Raw genomic sequence first — 20,093 nt, forward strand, 5'->3', positions numbered from 1 at the left:
GAAGAATGAGGGCAGCAATTTTAACTGCAGTATTGCTTTTGGCAGGTAGCAGCACTGCCTATGCCGGCAATTATCTGCTGTCCGCCCACGGCAACACAACATACGGCGTCAGCAGAACGTCCATGCCCGGATACTCTGTCGGAAACTGTGACAACTGCCACGAAATGCACGCAAGCCAGAACGGTGCAGAGCCTGCACCGGTCAATGGAGCTCCGTCACCATTTGCACTCTTTGCTCCAAACTTCAATACGGCCAAAACCACTAATCCTTACGTGCTGTCTGACGATTACTGCTTCTACTGCCACTCCACCACCACAGACGGTTCACTGCAAAATGGCGGAATAGATAACCACAATTTTAGTTATACATTTGGAGGTTACAACGCATCAAATGTAACCGGTATTTTCCAGATGTTTAATCAGGCTTCCTACCATAATCTCTACGATATTTACCAGTTTGCAACGGGAAATGCGGGCAGTACCACCCTGCCTTTTTCATCTTTTTTTAAACCCCAATCAAATCCGTGTGATGCCTGCCACAACCCTCACATAGTCAGGGCCAACAGGAGGCATGTTGATAATCCTTATTATACACCCCTCTCAAAACCCTCCGACCACAGCCATCTCTGGGGTGATGATGCCAATGAAACTCTGGCAGCTTTGACGGACATGTACCAGCCGCCCTACTACTACGGTTCAACAGTTACGTTTGAGCCCGACGGCACTGCAGGGACCCCTGCCCAGCAGGCTGCCAAGATGCCCGATTACATAAGCTTCTGCACAGACTGCCACAATACAACTAATATCATTTACAGCACCACTATTCAGCACTTTGACCCTAATACGGGAACCGTTACAACGGGCGGCAATCTCTATAAAATTGACTGGTTCTCTGCAAACGGAGATAAGCACGGATTCAGGGTGGCGGATTCCAATACCACACTGGCAGACCCAAATACCGCTTCACTTCAGGCACCTTACAACGATACATCCCTTCCTGTTAATGCAAACGGAGCGGGATTTGTTCTTTCATGTATGGACTGTCACGAGGCTCACGGTTCAAAGAATCTCTACTTAATAAGAGAAGAAGTGAACGGAAAAGAGCTTGTTGACGGACTTGCGTCCACATTGGGTTACAATACGACCATTTCATCACCAAACGATATCTGGAAGCTATGTGTAAACTGCCATCAAGTATATGGGGGTTCTATATCTCAGACATGGTATGTGATACATCATGTAAATCCAGATGCACCTTATAAAAATCCAACAAGATGCATAGGATGTCACGGAACTTTCGGCTGGACTGGTGAAGACTGTCAGTACTGCCACTTCCACGGCGGCGATGACAGTATTCTGCTGACGATTAACCCGAGTTATTACACTGGAAGAAGAACATTTTAAAATGAAGGTAATGGTAAAAAAGATAATTGCAATTTTTGGAATTTACTTAACTGTTTTTTGTTTTCTGCTGACGGCGCATGCTTCTTCTTTATTTGTCTATTTTCAGTTTGAAGGTGTAAAAAAACCGATAAAGATAGGAAGTATATCAATTGAAAATAAAACGCTAACCTTAAACAAAACATTCAATCCAACAGAAACGCAGAAACAATTTTTATTGGGCACCTTCCATCTCAAAGGTAAAATCCATTCTATAAAAATGAACGACAAAATCTATACTTTGGTATCAGCTCTGAACATCAAAGATAACAGTGTAAAGGCTGTCTTTATTAAAGCAACAAAAAACGGAATCTACGTTGCCCCTCAAAATCTTCTCTCCGTGAAAGATAAGGTTCTGTTTTCAATTCCAGACAAAAATGCCGTAGGTGTAATAGATGGTGATTCGGGACTTGTTGCAGGATTTATTGGTTTTAATGAGAAACCTTCCGGTATTGGCATGATAGGTGACAGAATTTATGTCGGCTTTAAAGGCCTTCCCATCGTTTCAGTTTTATCAATGGAAAACGGGTTTCCTGTTTCAGATATATCCATCCCAGGAGCCGGTTCAGCCGAAATAGAAAGTTTAAAAGGGAACCTTTACATTTTATCTGCCAGCAGACAGAATCTTTTCATATACGACACATTATCAGGAACTTTGAACAGTATCCACTTTCACAGGAAAGTTTCGGACTTTTTTATAAACAATGCAACTAATTCAATTCTCACTGCCGACGGCGGAACCGGCAACATAAACATCTTCAGTCTGATTAACGGAAGGCTAACCGGTACCGTTACAATTCCCGGTAACATTGTTTCAGTATGTGGAGACAGAGAAAATATTTATGCTGCTGACAGTTTTACCAGTTCTATAATTAAATACTCTTTATTATCAAAAACATCAGATTCAGAAGACTTGCCGGAAGAACCTCTAAAACTCAGAATATCCGAACACCTGCTCTTCGTTACAACCCCTTCAAAAGTCATTGCTCTTGATACATTCTCTTTAAATCCCTATCTCGCTTTCAATATAAACAAAAGTTCTGAAATCTTAATCGGTAACGACAAATTGTTCATCTTTTCAAAGACCGGAAAGTATTTTATTATCAATAAATCTTCCCTCTCTGTAGAAACGGTGGGGGATATACCGGGAGCAGTTTTTCAAGCCGCTTCAAACAAATCCGAGGGGTAAATGAAAAAAACGTGTCCATTCCTTGACGGATGTACTTTCATAAATTACATAAAAATAGAAGACACATGGGACAAAATAGTTACGCTGTTTTGCAGAGCAGATTACGAAAACTGTCGCAGATACCTGAGAAAAAAATCGGGTGCAAGTGTTCCCGAGGATTTGTGGCCACTTGAAGACGTAGCCGTATCAGAAATATTAAAAGAACTCGGATTTGAATTTAAAAAACACCTGCAGATGTACAGGAGGTACTTTTTAGCGTTTAAAGGCTCTTCATTATTTAGAGAAATTCTTTCAAAAACGATCTATTCAATAGAATCTATAGAAAGAAAGCACGAAAAAACTTTTCTTAAAACTTTTTTTAAAAACTACTATGACGAACTTTTCATAAAAAACTTTAATCAGGAATTTTTTACTCGGATGGCTCACTTTTACGAAAAAGAGAAAATTGATGATGTTCTCTTTGACTCTATGTTTTTAATGTACACATCCGACCTGGCGGAAAACCTCTATACCTGGCTTTCTACAACGCTCAACAATCAATTTTTGCAAACCCACATCCTGTCAACATTTGTAAAGTTAAACACCCTGTCCCTCCTATTTTTAAAGAAAAATCAGAAGCTCATGCACGAACTGGAAATTCTTTACCGTTCTCACATAAAACTATCAGAGGTTAACAAGGAACTCTATACGGATCCATTATCAGGGGTTTACAGCAGACGCTTTATGGAAGATTTTGGTGAGGACATCATAAACAGATTTACGTACTTATTATTTATAGACATAGATAATTTTAAGGAAATCAACGATACCTGCGGACACGATGCCGGTGATGAGGTTTTAAGAACGCTGGGCAGCATGTTCAAAAAGCTCCTGAGGGACAGAGATGTTATCATAAGATTTGGAGGAGACGAGTTTTTAATTGCCGTGGATACACCTACAGAAGAGTTGGCCATGAAGGTGGCAAAAAGGATTCACAGTTCTATTAGAAAAATGGAAGTTAACTACGAAGATAAAAAAATAAAAGTTACAGTATCTGTAGGAGTCTGCAAAATCGACAAGGAAAAGAGCTTTGAAGAGAATCTTAAAAGGGTTGATAAAGCTCTATACCGGGCTAAAAATAGCGGGAGAGACAGAATCGTTTTATCCGAATAGCTAAATAAGTTCTACAATTTTTCCGGTTTTTCTTATTTTACCTCTCTTTTTTAATTGAGAAACTGCCCTGGAAACTGTTTCCACGGTAAGGCCAAGCTCCATGGCAACAATCGTCGTTTTAAACTCCAATCTTCCACTCTCATCTGCCTTATGAACTATATAGTCGTAAACTCTGGAAACCGCGTCTTTCAAGCTTAAATTTTCAACAAGACTGACAAGGTGAAAGAGGCGCTCTGAAAGAATACCTATCATCTTCATTGCAATATCTGGATTATTTTTAATAATATTTGTCAACTCTTTCCTGTGGAGGAAAAGAACTTCTGTATCCTCAAGGGCTACTGCGTTTGCCGGAAAATTTCCCCCTTTTAATGCTCCTGCCTCACCTATCATTGAAACGGGCGCAAAAATCCTTAACGTCTGTTCTTTTCCACCAAAAGACTTATACAACTTAACCTTACCGTATGTAAGAATGTAGATACCGTTAGCCTCGTCGTAAGAAGAGAATAAAACCTGCCCTCGATGGTATCTTCTGTAAATGAGAACATTCTCTATCTTCCTGATTTCCAGATCTGTAAGTGTGGAGAAGGGAGGAAGAGATTTCAAAACATGCACAGGAACACTCCGGTAATCTAATTTTTAAATATTCTATCAAGAATTTCCTCTACCCTGTGTTTAAACCACTCAAAAGGTGCATGAAAGACCATACGGGGTCCACTGTATCTCATTACTTCTCTTATCCGTTCTCTCATTTCAGGTGTGTAGCAGTGAACGGGACACTTTCTACAAGAAGGTTTCTTATCGCCGAAAGGGCAAAGGTCAAGTCTGCTGAAAGCGTAATCTTTTAAAGACTGACACTCTGGACACAAACCCTCTCGCGTTCCGTGTTTTCCGTGGCAGAATACTAAAATCATTTTCTTTATGGTTCTCTTCTCTTTTTCTATTCCCATAATCAATTCCAATTATAGCAGAGGGAAGGCTTTAAAGCCTTCCCTCTAAAGGAAAATATGGAAGAGGAGGAGTGGCTGGTATCATATACCCAGCGCTTCTCTCTTTTTAAGAATGTGGGCTTCAATACCATTGGCAACTTCAACAGGATCATCACCAATGGCTATCTTACCACCTGTGAGAGATTCAACATCTTCAAGGAGAAGCTTTATAACCTTATCTGAACCTGTAACCGGTGGAGTTGGTGAAACATGGGTGTAAAGTCCCATGGCAACGGCTGAAAATCCATCAATAACCGCTTTCTGCTCCATATACTCAGGTGCGGTAACAGCAACAGGAAGGTCAGCCGTATCAACGCCGAGCGCATTTGCTATTGCAACAACTGTCATAACAATTCTTCCTGTATCTGTACAGGTACCGAAAGAGAGAACCGGTGGAATACCAAGAGCCTTACAAACACCTTTCAACCTCTCACCTGCATACTTCTCAGCAGCTTCAAGCGTCTCAAGTCCCGCCTGCTGAAGGCCTGCGTTACCGCAACCGGCACCTATGACTAAAATGTCTCTCTTTATAAGTTCTCTGGCAAGATTAACAGTAAGGCTGTCCTGAGGTCCGTTGGCAAGAGTAGTACAGTTAACGAGCGCAACAACACCCTTAATATCGCCGGACTTTATAACCTCAAGAAGCGGCGTCAAACTTCCGCCAAGGGCGTTGATAATTGCCTCAGCCGAAAATCCAACTATAGCCTTCTGCTTGTATTCTGAAAGATTCTCTCCCTTAACAGTTGCCTTCCTCTCCTTGAAGTTTTCGATAGCCATCTCTATTATTTTTCTTGCAACCTCTTTCTCATTTCCCGGCCTGTACTCAAGCCTTTCAGCTCCCGGTACGCCTATGATGTTTGAAACTGCAGCAAGCTTGAATTTATACTTATCTGCATACTCCTTAAGGTTTGCAAGAGAACAGTTCATATCCATTGCAAAGACATCAACAGCTCCTGTTGAAAGATAGTATTCAATACCTATCCAGTTTGCTGTAAGACCTGCAAAAACCTCATCAACAGGATTTCTGGCAAGCAGTTCCTGACCTGTCTCAATAGAGCCAACAACTTTTATACCTTTTGCACCTGCCTCCCTTGCCATCTGCTGAAGCCTTTCATCCTTTGCAAGCTCTATGAGAGCCTGACCAACAAAAGGCTCATGACCGTTGGGAAGGATGTTAACGTATTCCGGGTCAAGGATACCTAAATCGACTTCTCCCTCATGGGGCATTGGTGTTCCGTAAAGTGCATCCTGCATAAGTTCAAGAGGAACTAAGGCACCAAACAGGGAAGCAACGCCGTTTCTTAAAGCGGCAAGGGCAAGGCTTATATAATCACCGTCAATGTTTGTCATACCTCTTGCAACAGAATCTACAAGCTCCTGAAGCGGACCTTTAGAAAAGATACCCAATTTACGGAAAACATCCTTTCTTGACTGTGGTGCCAGCTTTTCAACAAGCGTTGACTCCCTGTTTTCAGCAAGAAGCTGGAGATATTTTTCTGCTACTGCCTTTGCCTTTTCGTTAAGTTCAAGAGACTGGTCAACATCAAAGATATCAGCTAAAAGGTCTATCTTTGAAGCATCCTTTATGGTAAATATTGTCTTTCCTTCAGCTGTAGCTTTCAGTGTTTCAGCAACCTCTCTGGCATGGTACGTGTAGGCGGCAAGTCCCATATTTGTCTTGTGAAGGAGGTTTCTCATAACAATGCCGTGAGCATCTATACCACACACCCCTCTCGGTGTTTGTGGAGTAATACGGCAGGGACCCATTGAACAGAGCTGACAGGAAACACCCTCTTTGCAGAATTTGCATCTAACCTTTTCCATCGCTTCAAATCTATCGGCAACATTAGAGAGCTGCGCTTCTTTTACTCTCTTATACATATAGTTGATACTTTTGTGAAAACTGATAACATCGTTTCCATTCTCTTTCGGCGCACCGCCAAAAAGCTTCTTGAACATCTTTTCCTCCTGAAGATTTAGCTTTATTATCCATTCTCTTCTTAATTTGTTAGAATAGACTTGTGATATCTTTGATTTACGTCAAGGATTCCTTTATTTTTATCATACTTAACAGGAATGATTACCATTCTTAAAGAGGAAAGTGTTGAACAGTAAGCTTTATTCCAAAATGAAGAAAACTTTATTATCAATGACTATAAACGATGTTATTCAAATTGAAAAAACCGATCCCCAGTTTCAGGCAATTAAAGAACTCTCCAGCTACTACAAAGATAAAAGAGTTTCTTTTGTAAAACTCGTAGTTATAAATGCTCTCCTCTCTTACCAGTTACCAATGAGAGGTGAAGAATACTGGAAAAGGTTTTCTGAGTTTTTTTCTGTCCACAGCAGTATTGAAGACTTTCCAGAATTTTTAAAACTGAACAACTATAGGCTTTTAAAAACGCGGCTTAAAAGATTTGAAAAGGTTAAAAGAGCCGTGGACGAGATTTTTAAAACAGAAAATGATGTGGAAATTGCAATGAAAGACATAAAAGGATTATTGGATAAACTTTCAAAAGCCCTTAAGCAGAGAAAAGATGCAAAAACCGTTGTCTTTGCAATAAAAATGTTTATCTACGCATGCCGTACAATGTATGATGAAAACCTTACCGCACCGAAAGGTATATTCATACCAATGGACAGCCGCATCCGCTCAATTTCAGAAGATAAAAATTTCTGGAAAAGATTGGAAGAAGAGACGGGAATTCCCCTGATTCACATTGATGCAGTTTTATGGCTATCCCACAAAAAGTGGAAAGTTTAGGATAAGTCTGCGCTAATCCTTTCCTTTTCAAGGCAGTGTCATCGCATCGTGTTGCGACAGCGAAGAAGAAGGTCTCGTCCGGCTTAAAAGGGTGGTGGGGATGGACTGTCCGCAAGCTCATGTCCGTGGAGGGTGCAGTAGCGCCCTGTGAAGCAGGAAGAAAATCACTGGCAACTTTCCCGCTAAAATTATATTATTAGTATAACCTAACCCGAGGAGGTGTTGCATGATTATCGCTATTCCGGCAGTAGAAACGGAAGTTAATGGAAAAAAGCTCATAAGTCCCCACTTTGGAAAAGCACCTGCATTTGTGATATTCAACGGAATGACGGGAGAATCGATGCTTGTTGAAAATCCAAAGAAACGAGCAGATTACGGAGGTGGACGATTAATAGCTGATCTCTTTATGAGAAACGGCGTTGATGCGGTTCTTGTAAAAGAGATGGGTGAAGGAGCGTTCTTTAACCTTCAAACCGCCGGCATAAAAGTTTTCCTCATACCCGAAAATATAAAGTTTGTAGAAGATGCCATAAGCCTTTACAATGAAGGAAAACTACAACCACTTACACAGCCTTCTGAGGGCGGACACCACCACTGACGGAGAAAAATATGAAGTGTCATCTGTGTAACGATAAAGGATGTTACCGTGAAGGAAAGGTATGTCAGAAATCCCCTGAATTACATACTCTTCCAAAAGAAGACCTGAAGATGCTAAAAACGGCTTCCGAAATAGAAAAAGAATTCTACTGCAAAATGACCCGAATAGAGGAAATCGTAGAATTTTCAAAGAGAATGGGATACAGGAGAATAGGCATAGCGTTCTGCATAGGGCTTTTCAATGAAGCAAAGATTGTCGCGGAAATCTTAACCAAAAAAGGATTTGAAGTCTTCTCAGCCATTTGTAAGATTGGAAGCGTGGATAAAGAAACACTCAACATACCAAAACTTAAAGAAGGAAAAGAAGCTGTATGCAATCCCATAGGACAGGCAAAAGCCTTAAACGAAAAGGGAACAGACCTTAACATAGTAATAGGCCTTTGCGTCGGCCACGATATTCTGTTTCAGAAATACTCTGATGCACCTTCAACCGTATTCATCGTTAAAGACAGGGTACTCTCTCACAACCCTGCAGGTGCACTTTACACACCGTACCATCTGCGTAGAATCATGGGGGAATGATATGAACTTAAAAAAGACTCAAAAATTTCTAAACTTCACGATTTTCGTTATCTTAACCGTTATAGAGATTTACAGAACCTTCAAAATAGGATATCCTCCTATATTCTCTCCATTTGATTCCCTACTGCTGTTAACAGCAGTATTTGCAATAATTTCAGGACTCATGGAAACAGGTATAGCAGGAACTATCCTGTCCATCTTTTTAACTATTCCTCTATTTTTTCTTCCACACTCTATCAAGGAGATACCTCCCATTATAAGAACGCCCCTATTTATCATCCACGTAACCTCTGCCATGGTATCCTACGCAATTTTTCTATCTCTATCGGTAATAGCACTGTTTGATTTAAAGAAAAAAAATTTAACCTATAAAAAATCTCTACTACTTGGATTTCTCCTGTTTTCTGTATCTATGGTTATTGGTGGAATATGGGCTTACCTTGCCTGGGCAGATCTGTTCCCTTTTGAACCGAAATCCCTTTTTTCTCTGTTTTTATGGTTTTACACCGCATTTCTCCTGCACGTGGAAACGGATAAAACATTCAAAGAATTTAAACATTATTTCATCGCTGCTGCCGGTGGCTTCGTTCTCTTCTCATTCTTCGGAATAAACTTCCTCTTCGGAGGAACACATGGTTTCTAATCTAATAAAATCAAAAAAAGTTTTTCTGGCTCTTATACTACTTTTCTTTTTAACTTCATTTATTGTAGTATTCTTAAGTAGAAGAACAGTGATAAACGAAATGGGACTTTATCGATTTTTTCTTATCATACCGCTCTATCTAAAAATTCCCATAATAGTAACAGCTTTCCTGCTCTTTATAACAGGGCTTCAAACCTTTCTCTGCTCACTCTTCTCCTTTAAAAAAATATCCTTGAGAAATATTGTTCATATCAGCGGCGGTTTAACGGTTGTACTCTGCATCCTGTTTCTGTTTCTTCCTGTATATCAGTTCAGGGGCTTTCCTGAAGGCGTTGTAAGGGAAGGAGACATTAAAATAAAAGTGGAAAATGTAAGTGTAAATCCTCAAACCATGTCAGTTACCGCAAGAATTTCGATAGAGAAAAATAAAAAAATTGTTGAAGGAACAACTTCTTTTAACAATCCTCTGATAACCAAAGACGGTGTCGTGTGGATATCGGGAGTGGACTCAAATGGTATAATTTTCAAATACCAGCCTTTCTCTATCTTGCCCTTTGTAACACTTTTATGTGCTGTTTGTTTTGTTATCTCCCTTTCAATCCAGACGGTAAAAACCTTCCTCAGAAAATAGAAAGGGGCGGCACAGAGGCCGCCCCCGAAAAATATTAAAATTAAATATTAAACATTAAACATCGTAGTAGAGGAGAAACTCCATTGGTGTCGGTCTGAGTCTGACAGGGTCAATCTCCTCTGTCCTCTTGTATTCAATGTAATCCTCGAGGAATTTCTCTGTCATTACGCCACCTTTTGTAAGGAACTCGTAATCCTTCTCAAGGGCATCAATTGCTTCTGCAAGGGAACCGGGAACTGTTGGAATGTCCTTAATTTCCTCCGGTGGAAGATCGTAAAGGTTTTTATCAACGGGCTCGCCTGGATGAATCTTGTTCTCAATACCATCAATACCTGCCATGAGAAGTGCCGTGAATGCAAGGTAAGGAGCACCTGAGTTGTCAGGGAATCTTACTTCAATTCTCTTGGCCTTAGGATTTGTTACAACGGGGACCCTGATAGATGCAGATCTGTTTCTTGCTGAATAGCAGAGGTTAACAGGTGCCTCAAATCCAGGAACAAGTCTCTTATAAGAGTTTACTGTTGGGTTTGTAAATGCACAAACTGCCTTGGCGTGCTTGATGATACCACCGATGAAGTAGAGAGCTGTTTCAGAAAGTCCGGCATAGCTGTCACCGTCAAAGAGGTTTTCACCATCTTTCCATATAGACATGTGAGTGTGCATGCCTGTTCCGTTATCGCCAAAAAGTGGCTTAGGCATAAATGTTGCAGTCTTTCCAAACATCTTGGCAACATTTTTAACAATGTACTTAGTCCACATAATGTTGTCAGCAGCTGTTATAAGGTCTCCGAATCTAAAGTCAATTTCGCACTGACCGCCTGTAGCAACTTCGTGGTGGAGGCACTCAACAACTAAGCCAGCCTCTTCCATTTTAAGAGCTATCATCTTTCTTATATGGTCAAGAGCATCTACTGGTGGAACAGGGAAGTAACCACCTTTTGGCTTAACTTTGTGACCGAGGTTCGGTCCCTCTTCTTCACCTGTTCTCCACCAACCTTCTTCAGAATCTACAAAGGCAAAGCTGTAGTTTGTGCCAGCATCAAACCTTACATCATCAAAAATGAAAAATTCAGGCTCAGGACCACAGTAAACAGTATCACCGATCCCTGCTGACTTAAGGTACTCAAGTGCTTTTTTCGCAATGTTTCTTGGGTCCTTCTCGTAAGGTTCTTTTGTAACAGGATCAACAATATCAGCAATTACGACAAGTGTGGGGACTTCAGAAAGAGGATCGATAACAGCTGAGGTTGGATCAAGCTTGAACATCATATCACTTGCATTAATTGGCTGCCACTGTCTGATTGAAGAACCGTCAAAGAAAAGTCCCTGCTCAAAAGATTCTTCAGAAATTTCATGGGCTGGAAATGTTACATGGTGCCATGTACCGAACATGTCAGAAAATCTGAGGTCAACAAACTTAACCCCTTCCCTCTGGATAAGCTCTACAACTTCCTTAGCGTTACTTGGCTTCATATCTACCTCCTGCAGGATATTTCTAAATTTAATCAAACAGCTGCATCTCCTCTTTCACCTGTTCTTATTCTAACAATGTCCTCAACAGGAATTACAAATACCTTACCATCACCAATTCTTCCTGTTCTGGCAGTATTAACGATAGTTTCTATAACCTTTTCTGCCATGTCGTCAGAAACAACGATTTCGATTTTTATTTTAGGTATGAAATCTACCACGTACTCGGCACCTCTGTAAAGTTCTGTATGTCCCTTTTGCCTTCCGAAACCTTTTACTTCTGTAACGGTAAGACCATGAACGCCGATGTCTGTTAGAGCGTCCTTAACCTCCTCCAGTTTGAAAGGCTTGATGATAGCTTCTATCTTCTTCATTATGTCCCTCCGTCCGTTTTAGAATTCACCTCGGGTATTATTTAAACAAATTTCTTGCCAAATTGGAAGGAATGGGAAAAGTTTTTGGAAAAACTTTGCAGAGAAGGCGTTAATTAAATTTCAGGAGAAGAAATGTGCACCTTTTTTGTGCACTAAAGAGATATGTTGAATAAATCAAGTGCAGAAATGGCGGAGGCAGATAGGAATCGAACCTACCGTCCCGCTCTTCGCGGGACCACCGGATTTGAAGTCCGGGGGAGACACCAGCCTCCATCTGCCTCCTTAAAAGTTTAAAATTAAATATAGCAATCGCGCTTGTAGTGTCCACTTGCGCCAAACTTTACGATATATACGATATAATTGATAAAGTTTCATCGGGGGAGAGGAGTCCTTGAAAAAGATAGAAAAAAGAATGCCTTCAGAATTTGGAGAGGATAGAATCCTCGAGATAGTCATGAAATTTAGGCCTCCTCTTGTTATTGCATTAATAACTATAATGGTTTCCACCATCGGATATATGCTCATCTCTCATGTCAGGCTTTTAAAGGCTTTCTACATGACTATCCTGACCGTCACGACCATAGGTTACGGCGAAATGTGGAATATGACAGCAAAGGGGAGAATTTTCAACATATTGGTAATGACTTTCGGCGTTGGAAGCGTAATGGGTTATTCCATAGCCGTTCTAATAAACATAGTCACATCAGGCGAAGTAAAAAAAATCGTGAGGTTTAGAAAGATGGTTTCGGATATAAATAACTTGAAAAACCACTATTTAATATTTGGACTAAACGACTATGTTGTTCATCTTACAAGAGAATTTAACGGAAAAGGTATTCCATATGTCGTAATCAGTAACTCCGAAAATATTGAAGATTTTGCAAAGAAAAACGACATCAAATTTTACCTCAATCTTGATCCTTCAAATGAAAATACCATCTATCTCGCCAATATAGAAAGAGCAGTTGGTGCGATTGTAGCGGAAACTGAGGATTACAAAAATCTCGCCATAACTCTTACTGTTAAAAATGTTGCTAAGAAGTTAAAAATCAGGAATTTTTTCATATTCTCTATAATCAACAATGAAAACTTTAAAGAGAAGCTTAAACTCGTTGGTGCAGACTATGTTGAAACAATACCAGAAATCACCTCAAGACGGATAGCCTCATTAGCAGAAAAACCACCAATATTTGGCGAAAGATCATTTTTAGAAGAGCTCCTTTTTGGAGAAGAAACCTTTATAGATATTGAAGAGCTATTAATTACACCCGAATCACCAGTATGTGGTAAAACATTGAGGGAACTTAATCTTAAAAAGCAGTTTGGAGTAACGGTAATAGCAATAAAAAAAGAAGACGGAAGCGTTGTGTATCTTCCTGACGAAGCAACCGTCCTGGAACCCGGTGATATATTAGCCGTTGTGGCACCCAAAAAGAATCTTAAAAAAGCTGTAAAAATATTTGTTAAGAGTGGCGTTCTTTCAAGAGGCGTTTTATTAAAGAAAAAGCTGAAGGAGAGGGAAGATGGATTGGAGTAAAGTTTGGACTTCTTTCTTTGTAATGATGTCACTTACAACAACTGTAGGATTCATATACGATGGTGATCCCTACGCACTCATAGCATCTGTAACCTTTAATTTAATAGCAACCCTTCTAAAACTTGGAAGCAAAAAAACGTTGAGTGCCGAACTTCTATCGACGAGTCTGGCAGCTGATCTCCACTTAATTCCGGCACTTATATTTTACGAAATGGAGACAAGGATGAGCCTTGTAAAAGCAATGGCATGGGGTGGATTGGTTGCAAATATATTTTCTGTTGTCCTCATAATCATTGAAACAGTCATAGAAACGAGAGAAGATAACTGGTTATAAAGGCAACCGTCACTTAATTTTTATAAACACTCCATAATTTGAATGATGAAATTTAGCTTTATTGTGAAAAATCTACTATAATTAAGCTGGATGCATTTGTAGTTTTCGCTTTGAGGGGAACAAATGAGATTGACTTTGGGTGCAAAGATTAAGAAACTCACCATATCCATGCTTATTATATTAATCACAGTCTTTCCTCTGGCGGCTCATGCTGTGGTCAACAACACAACTCCCATTGACCAATATCTTAAGAAAATAGAGGAAGATATTTCCAAAGGAGAAAACATAAAAAAAATAAATGAAGAAATAAAGAGATTGATGGAGATAAAAGACTCTTCGTCAATATTCTATCTGCCAGAGATAAACTACATAACCGGAGAAAAATTTGAGAACGTTCCTCCATCTTCTGCAGATAAGATAAGAGAGAAAATCATAAAAATAGATATTGGCGTAAGTACTGCTACCGTTGGAATAGTTATTCTCTCTATTTTTACACTTATATATGCTTCAGATAGGTTGTTTTCTTCTGAAGCAAAAAGAAACATTGCTGTTTTCATTGGTACAATTTTAATAATATGTGGACTAATATTCCAAAACATTCCATTCTATTTAATATTCGCCGCAATTGCAGGGTTGGGACTTCGTTTTAAAGAAAAAATACCTTTTTCTATAGCTATGATCTTTCTCCTGCTTCTCCACACATGGGGCGTAGGTGCAGAAAAAGGGTATTTTAACTACATCTCTAATCCCAAAAACCTTTTGTATGTGAAATTGAACAGGGACAACTATGCACCCCCTTTTTTAATCGGCAAGGCACCTGCTAACATGGTCAAGATAGCTTCCATAGCAAACAAACAGGCGCTGCTTCACAAAGTAGACACTAAAAAACTTAAAGACCTGGCTGAAGAGGTCCGTGATAGAAAAATAAAAGCTATTTTATATAATAACTTGGGGTGTGTTGCTTTCCAGAAAGGTAACCTTAAAAAAGCCATTAATTTATTCAAAAAGGCAGAAGGATTCTATCCAATGGTTAAAACTTATTACAATCTGTTTCTAACTTACTCTTCTCTGCTACAACCTCAGGAAGCGGAAGCGTATTCAAAAAAACTTGAAGAGGCAAACTTTTCTTTTAATAAAACGATTCCTCTAATAGCCAACATCAGCGACATAGGTTTTCCTAAACCTGATTTTTCTATACCTATTTACAGCTTAATCGCTATAGTTGTAGGTACCCTTTTAGGTTTAACAGCAATGAATGTAAAAAAAACAGCAGCCCTTATCAGTATAAATCCATTTTTCAGTTATCTTCCAGGGTACAGACTGTACTATGCAAACAGATACAGTGCTCTGTTCCTACTGTTGGGAGCCATCATGGCTCTTGAAATCATCATAGGGAGCATGCTATGCTCAATGAACCTGTAAAGGGAAAGATAAACGACTTTGAGCAATTTCTGAAATTACTTGAATTTTTGGGAGACGATGTTCTTTTCAGACTGAAATGTGGAGACGAGCACATAACTTTCTGTGCAGAACAAGGAACGTTTACTATAGTTTCAAATGGAAACTCTGTAGATGTTCACGAACTTAAAAGAAAACTGTCAAAGTGGGTTATTCAAGGAAGGAAAGAAATAACGTTTACAATAATTCCAGCACTCGATAAATGTCCTGAAGGTGAAAAAATAAGTAAAGATGAACTGATTAAAATAGTTGAATCCATAAAGTATATCCGGCAGATACCGTCGAAGTTCAAGATAAAGATTATTGATAGCGATAAAGTTCCTGCTATTTTGAAAACCTTCTCCAGGTATCCTGTAGAAAGGGAACTTGTTTTAAACAGTTCATCATTTTCTCTACTTGATCTATGCAAGTGGGAAAATGATGGTATTATTGAAATTCAAAAGATAAACCTGATGGACAGAATAGCTCCTCTGTTTGCCGGAATCACTTTTATCTTCATTTTCGCAGCAGTTGTTATTGCCTTCTTTCCATATGGAAGGACAATCGTATCCTATGTGAAAATGCAGCAAATAGAAAATGAAATAAATGCCAAAAGAATTTTAAACTACAAATTGCCGGAAAAACTACCTGTGAAAGATGCCTTCTTTAATAACATATATTATAAAAACGGCTATTTGATAAGCCCCGGACCGGACAGAAAGCTGGGTACATCTGATGATTTAGTATTAAAATTGCCGGACCTCAGCAACTCTTCACTGTTTGTTATTCCATGAGGCAGGAATGAAAATATCGTTAATAGGATTTATGGGATGCGGGAAATCAACCGTTGGAAGACTACTATCAAAAAAGCTTAACTTTCCATTCATTGACATAGATGAAGAAATTGAAAAAAAAGTAGGCACCTCAATACCGGAAATATTCAGACAATTTGGTGAAGATTTTTTCAGAGAAAAAGAAATAGAGATTTTTAAAGCAATAATAAGCAACTTCGATAAAGTAATAATATCCACAGGCGGTGGAATGCCGTCCTACAAAAATAATCTTAAGATATTGAATGAACGCTCTATATCTATCTATTTAAAAGCAGATTTTGAAACTTTATGGGAAAGAATAAAGGCTGATAGCAATCGACCGCTTGTAAAGCGCGGGAAAAATGAACTTATGAAACTCTACAAGACAAGGGAAAATTTTTACAAAAAAGCAAAAATCATAATCAATACGCAGAATAAAACGCCTGAACAAATTGCAAATGAGATTATAGAAAAGATCGTCAAATAATATCCACGAATTTCTCAAAGTCAGAAGAATCGGAAAATTCATAAACAGGCACATCAAGAAGGTAAGACAGCGTTTCTCTGTTTGTTTCCGCACTGACATCTGATGCTTTAAAGTTGTTCAAGAAAACGCCCCTAACCGGAATGTTATTGTATTTGCAAACTTCAACTGTTAAAAGTGTATGGTTAATTACACCCAACTTATTCAAAGCAACAACAAAGACCATATCTGCTATTTCTCTTGCTAAATCGAGGAAGGTATAACTTCCTGATATTGGAACCATTATACCCCCAGCACCTTCCGCTATTAAAATCTCATAGTGTTTTGACATATTCAGCATTTTCGTTTTTATGTATTCAACATCTATCTGCCTTCTTTCCAGCCTTTCCGCAACAGCGGGTGCAACTGGTGTTTTAAAAGAGTAGATCGGCGGTATTTCCATACCGCATACGTCAGAAATCTTCCTGGCATCTTCACACACAGGGTTGCATCCTGTCTCAACTATCTTCAGCCCTGTTACATCTTTCCCACTTTTAATTAAAATCCTTAAAAAGTTAACTGTAAAAAACGTTTTGCCAACACCCGTATCTGTTCCGGTAACAAGAATTATCATTGAACAAACTTCCTCGCTTTCAATTTTTTAGAAATGGTTTCAGCAATTTCAAGTTCCTGTTTCTTTGCTTCTTCGATAAGGTTAGAAATCTCCATCTGAAGCTTCTTCCTCTCATTTAAGGGAAACCGGGAAAAATCAATTTTTGAAAGTTCACAGGCAAGTTCTGTCGCCGTTTTGTAATCACCATCTTCAATGGCAATAGCCATCCGAGACATTATTTCCTTTAAAGTTTTGATTCTAACTCCTCCCACGCACTCTTTAATTCTACCATTATATCAATTATCCTTCTAAGAAGTTCAGCGTCATTACTGGTGTTAACCTTCAAAAGAGACTCCTCAATAAAATCATAGAGAGCCCGAAGATTCTCTGCTATCTCACCACCCTTCTCCATATCAAGGGAAGCGTTTAAAACTCTCACTATATCATGTGCTCTAAGGATATTATCAACCTTCGTTTTAACATCGCTATCTTCAATTGCTTTAACGGCAATGCTCATACACAAAATAGCCTTTTCATAAAGCATCAGCAGTTGTTTTACAGGTGAAGCTGTCTCAACGTCCATTTTTAAATAAGGATTAACCATCCGCCACCTCTTTATGCACCTGTAGTTGTATTAATAGAAGTTCCTGGAATAATAGAAGGTGTTCCAAATGTTTGTGTTATCCTGGCCTGGACTTCCTGCATTTGAGCCATATAAAGCTGTAACTGAACAAGTTGCTTCTTCATACTTTCTATCTCTTCTGAAATACGCTTATTTGTAAGCTCTATCTGGTTTTCTATATAGTTTATCTGATTGTCATAACTCTGCTGTTCTGTAGAAATAGGGCTATCTACACCTGTAATATAGATGAGATAATCGTAAAGATTATCTTTCAAGTCTTTAGTAAGAGCATCCTCGAGACTCTCGGGATCTGACGAAAGAATCTCGTCAACTTTGGAAGTGTCTATAGAAAGATGGCCTGTATCTTTATCCACTTCAAAAATACCAAGCTGAAACAGGGGATCAAGTTTGTCAAAAAGTGTTGAGCGGATATCCTGAAGTGTAAAATCTCCTGAAAGCGCTCCATTTTTACCGGTGTACTTTTTTACAAAATCAACTATGGAATTGTAAGCTTCTACAAGCTTTTGAAGATTGTCCTTCACCTGACTATAATCATGGTCAATTGTAACTGTAACAGGTGAGCTTGTAGGCGCTTCTGCAGTAATCGTCATGCCAGGAATAACACTGGTAAAATCATTCGTTGAACTCGAAACCTGTGTACCGTAAATTTCTATAATTGCATCCTGAGCCGTTTGCACATGGCTATCAACGTAGGCATCTCCCAGCTGCAGAACATCAAGTAAATCACCTCCGCCTGTTTCAGTTATTGAAATGGTATTATCTGCACCCGTATCAGCTCCGGAAAGCAGGAGTCTGTAATTTGTTCCATCAAAAAATACCGTCGCTTTAACCTTATCCTGAGCAGCATTTATTGCATTTGCAATTTCCTGAATGGTGGAAGGCGTATTAGTTGAAGTATCGGCATCGTAATCTATCGTTGCCACCACATCTCCGCCATAAGAAATCTGGAGTGTTCCTGCCGTTGTTGCCACAGCTGCCGTTTTATCGGAAACGCCGGCCTGAGAAAGCCATACATCTTTCTTCGCAGTTTGAATAACAGAAAGGTCAAAAGAAGATGCATCCACTGCTGTTGGATCTGTAATAGTAACATTCACCGCGGATTCGTTAGATACGGAAACCGACTTCTGCTCAAAGATAGAATCATCAAAAAGATCATTTGCAACATCCTGAAACTTTTCAAGTAAAGAATCAAAACTTGAAAGGGCAGATTTTTTATTTTGAAGCTCTGACTCCCTTTGTTGATAATATTGAATCTGAACGCTTTTAATAGAGTACATCTGATTTAGAATCTGCTGGTAATCAAATCCACCTACAAGGTTGCTTAAATAAAGTTCTCCTGCCATAATTTGTCTCCTTCAAGCCTTTTCACGGAGCAGCAGTCCGGTAATTTCGTCTATATACTTAGCAATTTTTATCATGTATTCTGGAGGTATTTGTCTTATAACCTCTTTCGTCCTGGTATCTATCACTTTTATAACAGGTATCTCTTCCCCGTCATCTATTTTTTCAATCTCTATTTTTAACTGAGTGTTAAGCATAGAAAGCTTTTCCTTAAGGCCATTTAAAAGCTTCTCCATTTCCCGTGGGGAAAGCTTTTTCTTTTCCTCTTCCTGCACTGTCTTTCTGGTTTGATTTTGAACTCCGATACGAACATTTCTTACCACACTTTGAGGATTATTCATTTGAATAGTAGCCTGAATGTCGGCAACATTCTTAACGTCCATCTTTTACCCCGGATTGCATTTAACCCTATTTACTAATTTATCATTTTCCTGCCCTTTTCTCAACGGCTCTGAGAAGCCGCTGAAAAAAGGGCGGGTCAGTCCCGCCCGAATGGTTGTTACCTGAGAAGCTGAAGGACAAGTTGAGGAAGCTGGTTGGCCTGAGCAAGCATGGCGATTCCGGATTGCATGAGAATCTGGTTTTTGGTAAAGTTTGCCATCTCTGCAGCAAAATCAACGTTTCTGATGCGAGATTCTGCCTCAGAAGTATTAACTCTTGTTGTCTGATTGTTGTTGATGATTTTTTCAAGTTCAATCTGATAAGAACCAAGTTTTGCAGCAAGATCATCAACAGCTTTAATGAGATTATCAACCGTTTGCACAGCTGCGTTAGCACTTGTCTGTGAAGTTACGTCAATAGCGTAGCCTGTAGTTCCTATTGTAACTGTAGATGGAGCAGTACTTGAAGCACCTGCTGATGCTTGAGCGGTTGAAATAACAATGGCCAACTCCTGATTTGTACGTCCTCCATAGTGGATCGTAAATGTTGTTGCAGAAGAGGTAAAAAGATTCATACCATTAAACTCTGTATCGCTAAAAATCTTTGAAACAGAATCAATAAGGTGGTTGATATCCTGCTGAATTTCCTGTCTTGCCTGTGTGTCAAGGGTGTTTGAAGCTTGGATAACTTTTGATTTTACATCGT

General features: G+C 39.3%; 24 protein-coding genes and 1 tRNA gene. 13 read left to right on the top strand and 12 right to left on the bottom strand.

From position 1 onward, the window contains the following. Positions 1–5: 5 nt before the first annotated feature. From MV676_RS02120 to MV676_RS02130, 3 genes are read left to right on the top strand one after another with little or no spacing between them, the layout of a single operon-like run. Entirely contained in the window at positions 6–1,403 is a 1,398-nt protein-coding gene (locus MV676_RS02120) for a cytochrome c3 family protein (RefSeq protein WP_297444847.1), read from the top strand. 1 nt (position 1,404) lies between these two features. Continuing rightward, complete coding sequence (locus MV676_RS02125; RefSeq protein ID WP_297444849.1) at positions 1,405–2,628, top strand: hypothetical protein; 1,224 nt, start codon at positions 1,405–1,407, stop codon at positions 2,626–2,628. Continuing rightward, complete coding sequence (locus MV676_RS02130; RefSeq protein WP_297444851.1) at positions 2,629–3,780, top strand: GGDEF domain-containing protein; 1,152 nt, start codon at positions 2,629–2,631, stop codon at positions 3,778–3,780. Here the strand turns inward: MV676_RS02130 and MV676_RS02135 are convergent, their stop codons facing one another. From MV676_RS02135 to cooS, 3 genes are all read right to left on the bottom strand, one after another. After that, a complete protein-coding gene (locus tag MV676_RS02135; protein WP_297444853.1) occupies positions 3,781–4,392 on the bottom strand; it encodes a Crp/Fnr family transcriptional regulator in 612 nt (203 codons plus the stop codon). Between the two features lie 17 nt (positions 4,393–4,409). Beyond that, entirely contained in the window at positions 4,410–4,727 is a 318-nt protein-coding gene (locus MV676_RS02140; RefSeq protein WP_297444855.1) for a nitrous oxide-stimulated promoter family protein, read from the bottom strand. A gap of 81 nt (positions 4,728–4,808) precedes the next feature. Continuing rightward, positions 4,809–6,725, bottom strand: a complete 1,917-nt coding sequence (gene cooS / locus MV676_RS02145) for an anaerobic carbon-monoxide dehydrogenase catalytic subunit (protein WP_297444857.1) — start codon at positions 6,723–6,725, stop codon at positions 4,809–4,811. 145 nt (positions 6,726–6,870) lie between these two features. Between cooS and MV676_RS02150 the strand changes: the two genes are divergently transcribed. The 5 genes from MV676_RS02150 (at position 6,871) to MV676_RS02170 (ending at position 9,983) form a co-directional block, all read left to right on the top strand. Beyond that, on the top strand, positions 6,871–7,530 hold the full coding sequence (locus MV676_RS02150) for an N-glycosylase/DNA lyase (RefSeq protein ID WP_297444859.1): 660 nt from the start codon (positions 6,871–6,873) through the stop codon (positions 7,528–7,530). A 226-nt stretch (positions 7,531–7,756) separates the two neighbouring features. Further along, the gene (locus MV676_RS02155) at positions 7,757–8,128 is read left to right on the top strand and encodes a NifB/NifX family molybdenum-iron cluster-binding protein (protein WP_297444861.1); all 372 of its coding nucleotides are present in this window, start codon (positions 7,757–7,759) and stop codon (positions 8,126–8,128) included. Positions 8,129–8,139: 11 nt separating this feature from the next. Then, positions 8,140–8,709 (top strand): DUF1847 domain-containing protein, encoded by a 570-nt coding sequence (locus tag MV676_RS02160; protein WP_297444862.1) that lies wholly within the window; start codon positions 8,140–8,142, stop codon positions 8,707–8,709. Position 8,710: 1 nt separating this feature from the next. Continuing rightward, entirely contained in the window at positions 8,711–9,352 is a 642-nt protein-coding gene (gene ccsA, locus MV676_RS02165; RefSeq protein WP_297444864.1) for a cytochrome c biogenesis protein CcsA, read from the top strand. Then, a complete protein-coding gene (locus MV676_RS02170) occupies positions 9,342–9,983 on the top strand; it encodes a hypothetical protein (RefSeq protein ID WP_297444866.1) in 642 nt (213 codons plus the stop codon). The genes ccsA and MV676_RS02170 overlap by 11 nt, the downstream gene beginning before the upstream one ends. Positions 9,984–10,037: 54 nt before the next feature. Here MV676_RS02170 and glnA read toward each other — a convergent pair whose 3' ends face one another. The 3 genes from glnA to MV676_RS02185 form a co-directional block, all read right to left on the bottom strand. Further along, the gene (gene glnA, locus MV676_RS02175; RefSeq protein WP_297444868.1) at positions 10,038–11,456 is read right to left on the bottom strand and encodes a type I glutamate--ammonia ligase; all 1,419 of its coding nucleotides are present in this window, start codon (positions 11,454–11,456) and stop codon (positions 10,038–10,040) included. 32 nt (positions 11,457–11,488) lie between these two features. Continuing rightward, positions 11,489–11,827 carry a P-II family nitrogen regulator gene (locus MV676_RS02180; protein WP_297444878.1) on the bottom strand — a complete coding sequence of 113 codons (339 nt, stop codon included), beginning with the start codon at positions 11,825–11,827 and terminating at the stop codon, positions 11,489–11,491. Positions 11,828–12,014: 187 nt separating this feature from the next. Then, positions 12,015–12,109: transfer RNA gene (locus tag MV676_RS02185), tRNA-Sec, on the bottom strand. A gap of 109 nt (positions 12,110–12,218) precedes the next feature. On the opposite strand from MV676_RS02185, the gene MV676_RS02190 reads away from it, so the two are divergent. The 5 genes from MV676_RS02190 to MV676_RS02210 all read left to right on the top strand — a co-directional run bounded on the left by MV676_RS02190 (position 12,219) and on the right by MV676_RS02210 (position 16,434). After that, positions 12,219–13,364 carry a potassium channel protein gene (locus tag MV676_RS02190; protein WP_297444880.1) on the top strand — a complete coding sequence of 382 codons (1,146 nt, stop codon included), beginning with the start codon at positions 12,219–12,221 and terminating at the stop codon, positions 13,362–13,364. Next, complete coding sequence (locus MV676_RS02195) at positions 13,351–13,698, top strand: DUF6394 family protein (RefSeq protein ID WP_297444882.1); 348 nt, start codon at positions 13,351–13,353, stop codon at positions 13,696–13,698. Before MV676_RS02190 ends, MV676_RS02195 begins: the two co-directional genes overlap by 14 nt. A gap of 123 nt (positions 13,699–13,821) precedes the next feature. Beyond that, positions 13,822–15,120 carry a tetratricopeptide repeat protein gene (locus MV676_RS02200; RefSeq protein WP_297444884.1) on the top strand — a complete coding sequence of 433 codons (1,299 nt, stop codon included), beginning with the start codon at positions 13,822–13,824 and terminating at the stop codon, positions 15,118–15,120. Beyond that, entirely contained in the window at positions 15,102–15,929 is an 828-nt protein-coding gene (locus MV676_RS02205; RefSeq protein ID WP_297444886.1) for a hypothetical protein, read from the top strand. The genes MV676_RS02200 and MV676_RS02205 overlap by 19 nt, the downstream gene beginning before the upstream one ends. Positions 15,930–15,936: 7 nt before the next feature. Next, positions 15,937–16,434 (top strand): shikimate kinase, encoded by a 498-nt coding sequence (locus tag MV676_RS02210; RefSeq protein WP_297444887.1) that lies wholly within the window; start codon positions 15,937–15,939, stop codon positions 16,432–16,434. Here the strand turns inward: MV676_RS02210 and bioD are convergent. The 6 genes from bioD to MV676_RS02240 form a co-directional block, all read right to left on the bottom strand. Further along, complete coding sequence (gene bioD, locus MV676_RS02215) at positions 16,427–17,044, bottom strand: dethiobiotin synthase (RefSeq protein ID WP_022847130.1); 618 nt, start codon at positions 17,042–17,044, stop codon at positions 16,427–16,429. The two genes, MV676_RS02210 and bioD, sit on opposite strands and share 8 nt — an antisense overlap. After that, the gene (locus MV676_RS02220) at positions 17,041–17,259 is read right to left on the bottom strand and encodes a hypothetical protein (protein WP_297444890.1); all 219 of its coding nucleotides are present in this window, start codon (positions 17,257–17,259) and stop codon (positions 17,041–17,043) included. Before MV676_RS02220 ends, bioD begins: the two co-directional genes overlap by 4 nt. 8 nt (positions 17,260–17,267) lie before the next feature. Beyond that, the gene (gene fliS, locus MV676_RS02225) at positions 17,268–17,627 is read right to left on the bottom strand and encodes a flagellar export chaperone FliS (RefSeq protein WP_297444892.1); all 360 of its coding nucleotides are present in this window, start codon (positions 17,625–17,627) and stop codon (positions 17,268–17,270) included. An 11-nt stretch (positions 17,628–17,638) separates the two neighbouring features. Next, positions 17,639–19,009, bottom strand: a complete 1,371-nt coding sequence (gene fliD / locus MV676_RS02230; protein ID WP_297444894.1) for a flagellar filament capping protein FliD — start codon at positions 19,007–19,009, stop codon at positions 17,639–17,641. A 12-nt stretch (positions 19,010–19,021) separates the two neighbouring features. Continuing rightward, complete coding sequence (locus MV676_RS02235) at positions 19,022–19,390, bottom strand: flagellar protein FlaG (protein ID WP_297444896.1); 369 nt, start codon at positions 19,388–19,390, stop codon at positions 19,022–19,024. 116 nt (positions 19,391–19,506) lie between these two features. Continuing rightward, the coding region (locus tag MV676_RS02240; RefSeq protein ID WP_297444898.1) for a flagellin at positions 19,507–20,093 on the bottom strand (587 nt) is incomplete at its 5' end.

Origin of the sequence: Desulfurobacterium sp. (genome assembly GCF_027028515.1) — a bacterium.
Taxonomy (GTDB): domain Bacteria; phylum Aquificota; class Aquificia; order Desulfurobacteriales; family Desulfurobacteriaceae; genus Desulfurobacterium_A.

Coding starts and splice junctions, on each gene's coding strand:
- MV676_RS02160 (WP_297444862.1), top strand. CDS start 8,140: ATGAAGTGTCATCTGTGTAACGATAAAGGATGTTACCGTGAAGGAAAG.
- MV676_RS02125 (WP_297444849.1), top strand. CDS start 1,405: ATGAAGGTAATGGTAAAAAAGATAATTGCAATTTTTGGAATTTACTTA.
- fliS (WP_297444892.1), bottom strand. CDS start 17,627: ATGGTTAATCCTTATTTAAAAATGGACGTTGAGACAGCTTCACCTGTA.
- glnA (WP_297444868.1), bottom strand. CDS start 11,456: ATGAAGCCAAGTAACGCTAAGGAAGTTGTAGAGCTTATCCAGAGGGAA.
- cooS (WP_297444857.1), bottom strand. CDS start 6,725: ATGTTCAAGAAGCTTTTTGGCGGTGCGCCGAAAGAGAATGGAAACGAT.
- MV676_RS02205 (WP_297444886.1), top strand. CDS start 15,102: ATGCTCAATGAACCTGTAAAGGGAAAGATAAACGACTTTGAGCAATTT.
- MV676_RS02200 (WP_297444884.1), top strand. CDS start 13,822: ATGAGATTGACTTTGGGTGCAAAGATTAAGAAACTCACCATATCCATG.
- ccsA (WP_297444864.1), top strand. CDS start 8,711: ATGAACTTAAAAAAGACTCAAAAATTTCTAAACTTCACGATTTTCGTT.
- MV676_RS02180 (WP_297444878.1), bottom strand. CDS start 11,827: ATGAAGAAGATAGAAGCTATCATCAAGCCTTTCAAACTGGAGGAGGTT.
- MV676_RS02210 (WP_297444887.1), top strand. CDS start 15,937: ATGAAAATATCGTTAATAGGATTTATGGGATGCGGGAAATCAACCGTT.
- bioD (WP_022847130.1), bottom strand. CDS start 17,044: ATGATAATTCTTGTTACCGGAACAGATACGGGTGTTGGCAAAACGTTT.
- fliD (WP_297444894.1), bottom strand. CDS start 19,009: ATGGCAGGAGAACTTTATTTAAGCAACCTTGTAGGTGGATTTGATTAC.
- MV676_RS02235 (WP_297444896.1), bottom strand. CDS start 19,390: ATGGACGTTAAGAATGTTGCCGACATTCAGGCTACTATTCAAATGAAT.
- MV676_RS02130 (WP_297444851.1), top strand. CDS start 2,629: ATGAAAAAAACGTGTCCATTCCTTGACGGATGTACTTTCATAAATTAC.
- MV676_RS02120 (WP_297444847.1), top strand. CDS start 6: ATGAGGGCAGCAATTTTAACTGCAGTATTGCTTTTGGCAGGTAGCAGC.
- MV676_RS02220 (WP_297444890.1), bottom strand. CDS start 17,259: ATGTCTCGGATGGCTATTGCCATTGAAGATGGTGATTACAAAACGGCG.
- MV676_RS02140 (WP_297444855.1), bottom strand. CDS start 4,727: ATGGGAATAGAAAAAGAGAAGAGAACCATAAAGAAAATGATTTTAGTA.
- MV676_RS02170 (WP_297444866.1), top strand. CDS start 9,342: ATGGTTTCTAATCTAATAAAATCAAAAAAAGTTTTTCTGGCTCTTATA.
- MV676_RS02195 (WP_297444882.1), top strand. CDS start 13,351: ATGGATTGGAGTAAAGTTTGGACTTCTTTCTTTGTAATGATGTCACTT.
- MV676_RS02155 (WP_297444861.1), top strand. CDS start 7,757: ATGATTATCGCTATTCCGGCAGTAGAAACGGAAGTTAATGGAAAAAAG.